Here is a 6418-nt window from a genome sequence, read left to right on the forward strand (position 1 = left end):
GGTTTATTGCTGTGTTATACCGAGTTTATTTAATTCCTGTAACGTTAATGTGGGCAGTTCGTTATTCCTTATTTTCTGTGCCACCAGTTTGCCTGTTTGTGCTGCCATCAATTCTGTTGGAAAAGGTTTATTGCCCTGTATAACGGGAATACAATCCTGCCTTATGAATTCTTTGTGATCAACAACAATAGAATACCCAAAACCTTGTTGCGTTGGAAAGGTATAAACCTCTACCCTGTTGCTGTCAGCATGCTGCTGATACGCATGTGCATTTGTATCGACCTCATTATTACATGCCGCAATGCAAACAGTGAGCAAGGCAACTGTCAGCGCCCTTTTCCAATTAGTTATCGTCATCTGTCTGGTCTTTAGCTGGATTAAAACTCCAGCAATCATCAAATTGGTAAGTACTGTTATTACCAGTGGCTACATAACCAACATCGTTAAGTGTAAAAGCTACAGCTCCTATACGGGCAGTGCCTTCAAAGCTGGTACGCTGCACCCATAAGTCGGTTGAAGGCGTATATTCCCATGTGGTCGAAATAATGCCGCTTTGCTGGCCGCAGGTTACATAACCTTTGCCATTCATTACAAATGCAACTGCATTGTCCCTCACAATGTTATAATCATCATCATAGTCCTCATCTGAATTAGCATCAGATATTTTTCTTTTTTCTGTCCACTCATCAGCGTTGCCGTTATACACCCAGCAATCATTAATGTTATCGCCATTATTAATACCGGTACACACATAGGCCAGATCATCAATTACAAATACAACAGCGCCTTTTCTTTTATAACCGCCAAGGCTTGCTTTCTGCGTCCATGTATCTGCAGATGGATTGTATTGCCAGTTATCTTTTAAATAATTATCATCAAAACCTGTAGCTATATAGCCTTCATTGTTTAATGAAAAACCAATAGCGTCATAACGTGCAGTGCCTCCAAAATCTGCTTTCTGTGTCCATGCATTGTTAGCAGCATCGTATTCATAAAAATCTTTCAGTTTGTTCACGCCGTCATACCCTGTGCCCACATAACCTTTTTCGCCAATAGTAAAAGCGACAGCTAAATTTCTTTCTACACCTGGCAAATCAGCCTTTTGTTTCCAGGTGCCGGTGGAAGCATCAAACTGCCAGAAATCTTTCAATCTTGTATCGCTGCCTTTATAGCCTGTGCCTACATAAGCATAATTACCAATGGTAAAGGTTACGGCTTCCGTTCTGGCAACGCCTTCAAAGTCTGAACTGCGTGCCCAGTTACCTTCATAATCATCGGAGGCGGAAGAGGTTTTATCACAGCTATAGAAAAGACCGCACAGAAGCATAAGCATCCATGCATTCCAGTTTAAAATCCTGGCCTGTTTCAGGTTCAACATATTTATAGTTTAATTTAATTTAAAAAAAATGGGTCATGTTTACCCTCATTTAACCGGTTCCGCTGAAGACTCAGCCGAACGTTGCATGACCCATTAATGAAACCGCGACGAAAATATTTTCGCCTTATCGTTATGAAAAGTTAAAGGGGATTAAAGTGGACAGTTTTGAACCTGAAGTGGACAGCTTAGCTGGCCAGCCAAGTAAGAAACTGGGGAGCTTTAGTTTTACTGACAATTATTTCGTGCTGAAAGCGGATTGTAAGATGCACCAGTAATTTTCTTGCAAAGAATTTAGATACTTCTTTTACGGCTTTTTTATTAATAAGATACTGCCTGTTTGCCCTGAAAAATTTGGAAGCATATTGGTTTTCCATGTCATCAAGATTAGATGACAGCATGAATATAGACTGATTAAAGCAGCAGAGTTTGGTAACATCATTCTCTATATAAAAAACAGCAATGGAATCGGCGGCAATAGGCACAATTTTATCTTTATGATGCACCAGTACCTGCTTTTCTTCATGTCTTAATTTATCAGCAACTGCATTGAGACCTTCCAGTAATTTATTATAAGGATTATTGCTTTGGGTAAGATTAACAAATTTTGAAACAGCCCTTTCAATTGTTGCTTTATTATAAGGTTTCAGAACATACGCAATGCCATTATTATTAAATGCTTCAAGCGCATATTTATCATAAGCCGTGCAAAAAATAATGGGTTTGGTTATATCAATCTCTTTAAAAATATCAAAGCTTAAACCATCGCCGAGATGAATATCGCTGAAGATAAGATCGTAGTCACGGTTTTGTATGAAATAAAGCGCTGCTTCCTTCACCGATGACAATTCGGCTACCACTTCAACCGGGTAAGAAATTTCGCTGAGTGTTAAACGGAGGTCTTCTACATTCATCGCCTCGTCTTCAATAATTACTATTTTCATCAGTTTATTTTTTCTTTTTTCAATGGCCTGATGGAATCTTTGATGATTTCATTACAGCAGCTTTAAATAAACTGTAAAGCGGTTTTCAGTTTGTTCAATTTTTACGTCTTCGCCAGCAAGGTATTTATATCTTTGAGAAAGATTTGCTAAACCTACGCCTGGTGGGGCTTCAACCTGTTCGCGGCTTTGCATATTATTGGAGACAACAAGATAATTATCTTCAAGATAAACAGTTATTTTAAGCGGTTGTTCCTGTGTAAATTTATTATGCTTCAGACAATTTTCCACCAGCAGTTGCAATGAAAATACCGGTACTTTTTTTTGTGCAGCTATCGCCTCTGGTACATTTATTTCGTAAAGCAGGCTTTCGCCAAATCTTGTTTTTTGCATTTGCAGGTAAGTAAGCGAGAACTGGGTTTCTTCCTGCAGCAGTACAACTGTATGTTCATTATGCGATAAGGAAAAGCGTAAAAATTCAGAGAGCTTTACCAGGTAATCTTCAGCTTCTTTTGTATTGCGTTTAATGAGCGTTTTTAAAGCATTTAATGAATTGAATAAGAAATGCGGCTGCAACTGGTGTAGCAACTTTTCATGTTCAGCCTGTATATGCTGCATCTTAAGTTCGGCATTTTCTATCCTCACCTGCGTTTCAGAATATCGTATCAGCAAAAGCTGCATAATAATAAGCACAATAGTATTGGTGGCGGCGGCTGAAATAATTGGCATTAACATGTCAAATGAGCGTTGTTCGCGTAGCAGAAATCCAGGATGAAAAATCGTTTTTCGTATAAATACTGCGATGGCTACAGTAATAATATAGCTTAATACGAACCTGAATACATTACCAAAATTTTTTCCCGAAAACAAACGTGAACCATATATAAGCAGCAAAATATTCTGCAGCCATATAAGCGTCACCTGAAGGGTTATAATCAGAAAAGGCACCAAGCTGTTTTCCGGGCGAAATGGAAATGTTGCCGGAGAAGATTGCTGTAATAGCTTTTCACGCGCCTCTAATATGCGATGCATCACAACCTGGTCATGACCTGTATACTGCATTACGATAGGCATTATAATCGGCGTTATTCCAAATAAACCTATAAATGGCGTAGTTAAAATAGCGGTATAAATAATGGTCTTATATTTTGCTTTTAATGCCATGAAACAGTCAAAAATATATAAAGCACTACTAACAGCAGTGAAAAACTTGACGGCGTATTACCAGGGCAAAAGGGTGTAACATCTGTTAATCTCTAATAGCTATTACTTAATCTTACAATGAGATTTTTGTTTCTACCAATCTTAAATGATCCCCATTCGATAATATTTTGCCACCTAATTCTCCAATCCCAAATTTTGGCTCAAGGTAAAATCTATCAATATTATGCCTGTAGCCAACTAAAAATGGTATCAACAGAACTTTCGTTTTTACAAACCCGTACTGATTTTTTAATTTATAATTAGAGAAACCAACAATAAAAGCCCATTTCTATTAACCCTATATAATCCTTTTAGTGACAATCCAAAACCAGCAGGTTCTTGTAGTACAGGAATTATTGCATTTCCCGTCATTTGCAACACTTTATTTCCCTTCTGAGCAAAGGCAAATGCTGATAAAAGCAACAAACTCACTAAATGCATTATTCTCATAATTTTTAGTGTTTAACGAATTATAGACGTATTGTTATCTTTTTTAAAATCGGAAATTCACCCCAACTTGCCCATAAAAAGGAAGCAGTGGCTGTGATTTAAAATCTTGTTGCAATACTTTTCCGGCTTTAACAGTAATATCTACTTTATTCATAGAAAAGCCACCTTGCAATCCATAATAGAAATTGCCTCCGGTTGCAGGCTGAAACCAGCCGTCCTGTACATTGTTGTAAATATTGCGTTTGAACCAATCAGTATGTTTAAAATGAGTTACAATGGCTTTATCAAAACCTGCTTCAGCTCCCAGGAACCATTGTTTGCGATAATATCCCATTGTTCCGGCCAAATCACTTCCAAAATTGAAAAGTCTAACCGACTGATTGTGATAGCGCCTTGCAATACCTTGAACCCTTGCTGAAAATTGAAAATGATTGAATTCAACAATCTTAATTTGTCCACCTAACCTTACTTTAAAATCGTCATCTGCCAACTGGTTTCCTGATGGTACAGAGAATTCGCCCCCAATCCAAAAAGGAAATCTTTTAATAGGTATTAAGTGATGATAACCCACGCCGGCTATTGCGCCATATTCTACTCCTGCATTAATATGTAACAGATGCTTATTTTGGGTTGAAATATTTTTCCAGTTTATAACCTGTGCATATATTATATTTTGAGAAAAGACAAAAGCAATAATTATTATAATTGATTTAATAGTAACCGTCTTCATTGTGTTGTTATAGTGATTGTATATAAGAAATAATTTTAGGTTCCATAGTTGTTGTCCAGAAATCTACCTGGTCTAACATTCCCGAATGACCTACTCCCTGCGCTTTAAAAATTTCTTTGCTTGGATAAGCAGCAGCAATCTTTGACGCCCAACTATCAGGATATGCTTTGTTATTGCTACTGTAGATAAATAACACTTTTTTTGAAAACTGATTGATACCAGCCGAAAAATCAGGTTTAATATCTTGTCCCAATTCAAACGATGCAGCATTAACAACGGCACCACTTCGGGAAGCAACATAAGATGGTGCATTATTCCCTAAATCAGAACCTGCATCGCCAACTATTGTATTTACAGAACCTATCAAACCAGCTTTATAATCTAAAATTTCGTGTTGGTCTTCTTGCCCTGTAATAAACTGGTCAATGTAAGTAGCGTCATTTAATGCTTCGCTCCATAACTTGAAAGACCTGGATTCGGAAATATAGTCAACCACATCATTCCATTTTAAGCCGCCAGGCTCTGCTGCAATAAGTCCGTCTATTTCATTAGGATATTTTCCTGCATAGGCTGTTGCTAACATAGCCCCCCAAGATTGTCCCAACAGTATGATTTTTTGTGAGGCAGATGTTTTGTAATGTGCAATAACTCCCTTTAGTTCATCATAAAATATTTTATCCATTCCATCATTTCCTTGGGAGAGATACCAATTTCTTGGAAACCTTTGAGAAAGTCCGGCTCCTCTTTGGTCGTAAAACACAACTCTATAACCTTTTGTTGCTAGGGTTTTGCAATTAAGCATGTAACGGTAATCGCCTCCGGGCCCACCGTGAATACATATAATTAATGTGCTGTCCGCCGGGCCAAAAGCTTCGGAATGTAGCAACGCACCATTAATCGAAATCGAGGGTAGCGTAGAATCCTGGTCAACCGTTTTTGGCACTAAGTTCCCAGGAGCATCAATATACCTTTCTTTACTGCAGGAAAAAGAGAATACTGAAAAGATTATGTAGACTAAATAAGTGCTGAACATTTTTTTCATGCCATGTACTTTTATTTTTAATATTATGCACAGTTTTTTTATTGAAAAGTATATGACATTGCAGCGTTGGGCGAAGTATATACCTGGGACTTGACAACCTGGTTATTAACTAATATTTTGTCTCGTCCTGAAATAGGTTGAGTAAAAAACAACCAATTTTATGGATTTTAAAGAGCAGATTATTCAGGAGTATTTAACACAAGGCGGCGGCTTCAGAAAGCTTGCCGAAAAGTATGGCATTAGCCGAACCACTATTTGTAAATGGGTAATGATTCACCAGGGTATTCATAACTTGCCGCTCACAGAAAAACAACAGAAACACTCCGTTTATAGCATGACCAATAAGCGCAAGAAATTAAATACAGAAGAGCAACAATCAGCCGAAGTACTGCAGCAAAAGATAGCTGCATTAGAAAAACAACTGGAATGGGAGAAACTGCGCACAGAAGCGTTGAATACCATGATTGATATTGCTGAAAAAGACCTGAATATCTCCATCAGAAAAAAGGGTGGTGCCCAACAGTAAAACAACTTAAAGAATCGCACAAAAAAATAAGTATACAGCAGTTATGTATACTGTTGGGCTATACGCCACAGGCATATCACAAGCATAACAAAAAAGCGTTTATTGAACATCATAATGAGGGTTTGATCCTTCATGAAATAGACAGTATAAG

8 protein-coding genes are annotated in these 6418 nt (G+C 37.7%); 1 reads left to right on the top strand and 7 read right to left on the bottom strand.

What is annotated here, in order from left to right:
* Positions 1-3: 3 nt before the first annotated feature.
* From ACTHN6_RS07215 to ACTHN6_RS07245, 7 genes are all read right to left on the bottom strand, one after another.
* Positions 4-357, bottom strand: coding sequence for a DUF4907 domain-containing protein (locus ACTHN6_RS07215; RefSeq protein ID WP_440435066.1), 354 nt, complete (start codon positions 355-357; stop codon positions 4-6).
* Positions 344-1378 carry a Kelch repeat-containing protein gene (locus ACTHN6_RS07220; protein ID WP_440435067.1) on the bottom strand — a complete coding sequence of 345 codons (1035 nt, stop codon included), beginning with the start codon at positions 1376-1378 and terminating at the stop codon, positions 344-346. The genes ACTHN6_RS07215 and ACTHN6_RS07220 overlap by 14 nt, the downstream gene beginning before the upstream one ends.
* A gap of 185 nt (positions 1379-1563) precedes the next feature.
* Positions 1564-2319, bottom strand: a complete 756-nt coding sequence (locus ACTHN6_RS07225) for a LytR/AlgR family response regulator transcription factor (protein ID WP_440435068.1) — start codon at positions 2317-2319, stop codon at positions 1564-1566.
* 51 nt (positions 2320-2370) lie between these two features.
* The gene (locus ACTHN6_RS07230) at positions 2371-3480 is read right to left on the bottom strand and encodes a sensor histidine kinase (RefSeq protein ID WP_440435069.1); all 1110 of its coding nucleotides are present in this window, start codon (positions 3478-3480) and stop codon (positions 2371-2373) included.
* A gap of 288 nt (positions 3481-3768) precedes the next feature.
* On the bottom strand, positions 3769-3969 hold the full coding sequence (locus ACTHN6_RS07235; protein ID WP_440435070.1) for a hypothetical protein: 201 nt from the start codon (positions 3967-3969) through the stop codon (positions 3769-3771).
* Between the two features lie 43 nt (positions 3970-4012).
* Complete coding sequence (locus ACTHN6_RS07240) at positions 4013-4699, bottom strand: hypothetical protein (RefSeq protein WP_440435071.1); 687 nt, start codon at positions 4697-4699, stop codon at positions 4013-4015.
* A 7-nt stretch (positions 4700-4706) separates the two neighbouring features.
* The gene (locus tag ACTHN6_RS07245) at positions 4707-5741 is read right to left on the bottom strand and encodes an alpha/beta fold hydrolase (protein ID WP_440435072.1); all 1035 of its coding nucleotides are present in this window, start codon (positions 5739-5741) and stop codon (positions 4707-4709) included.
* Positions 5742-5901: 160 nt separating this feature from the next.
* Between ACTHN6_RS07245 and ACTHN6_RS07250 the strand changes: the two genes are divergently transcribed.
* Positions 5902-6267: a helix-turn-helix domain-containing protein gene (locus ACTHN6_RS07250; protein WP_440435073.1), complete on the top strand. Its 366-nt coding sequence runs from the start codon at positions 5902-5904 to the stop codon at positions 6265-6267.
* Positions 6268-6418 lie beyond the last annotated feature (151 nt).

The sequence above is a fragment of the Parafilimonas sp. genome (assembly GCF_051953455.1).
Taxonomy (GTDB): domain Bacteria; phylum Bacteroidota; class Bacteroidia; order Chitinophagales; family Chitinophagaceae; genus Parafilimonas.

What these genes read in the sequence shown, in the direction of transcription:
- ACTHN6_RS07215 (WP_440435066.1), bottom strand. Translation starts at nt 357, where the DNA reads ATGACGATAACTAATTGGAAAAGGGCGCTGACAGTTGCCTTGCTCACT.
- ACTHN6_RS07220 (WP_440435067.1), bottom strand. Translation starts at nt 1,378, where the DNA reads ATGTTGAACCTGAAACAGGCCAGGATTTTAAACTGGAATGCATGGATG.
- ACTHN6_RS07225 (WP_440435068.1), bottom strand. Translation starts at nt 2,319, where the DNA reads ATGAAAATAGTAATTATTGAAGACGAGGCGATGAATGTAGAAGACCTC.
- ACTHN6_RS07230 (WP_440435069.1), bottom strand. Translation starts at nt 3,480, where the DNA reads ATGGCATTAAAAGCAAAATATAAGACCATTATTTATACCGCTATTTTA.
- ACTHN6_RS07235 (WP_440435070.1), bottom strand. Translation starts at nt 3,969, where the DNA reads ATGAGAATAATGCATTTAGTGAGTTTGTTGCTTTTATCAGCATTTGCC.
- ACTHN6_RS07240 (WP_440435071.1), bottom strand. Translation starts at nt 4,699, where the DNA reads ATGAAGACGGTTACTATTAAATCAATTATAATAATTATTGCTTTTGTC.
- ACTHN6_RS07245 (WP_440435072.1), bottom strand. Translation starts at nt 5,741, where the DNA reads ATGAAAAAAATGTTCAGCACTTATTTAGTCTACATAATCTTTTCAGTA.
- ACTHN6_RS07250 (WP_440435073.1), top strand. Translation starts at nt 5,902, where the DNA reads ATGGATTTTAAAGAGCAGATTATTCAGGAGTATTTAACACAAGGCGGC.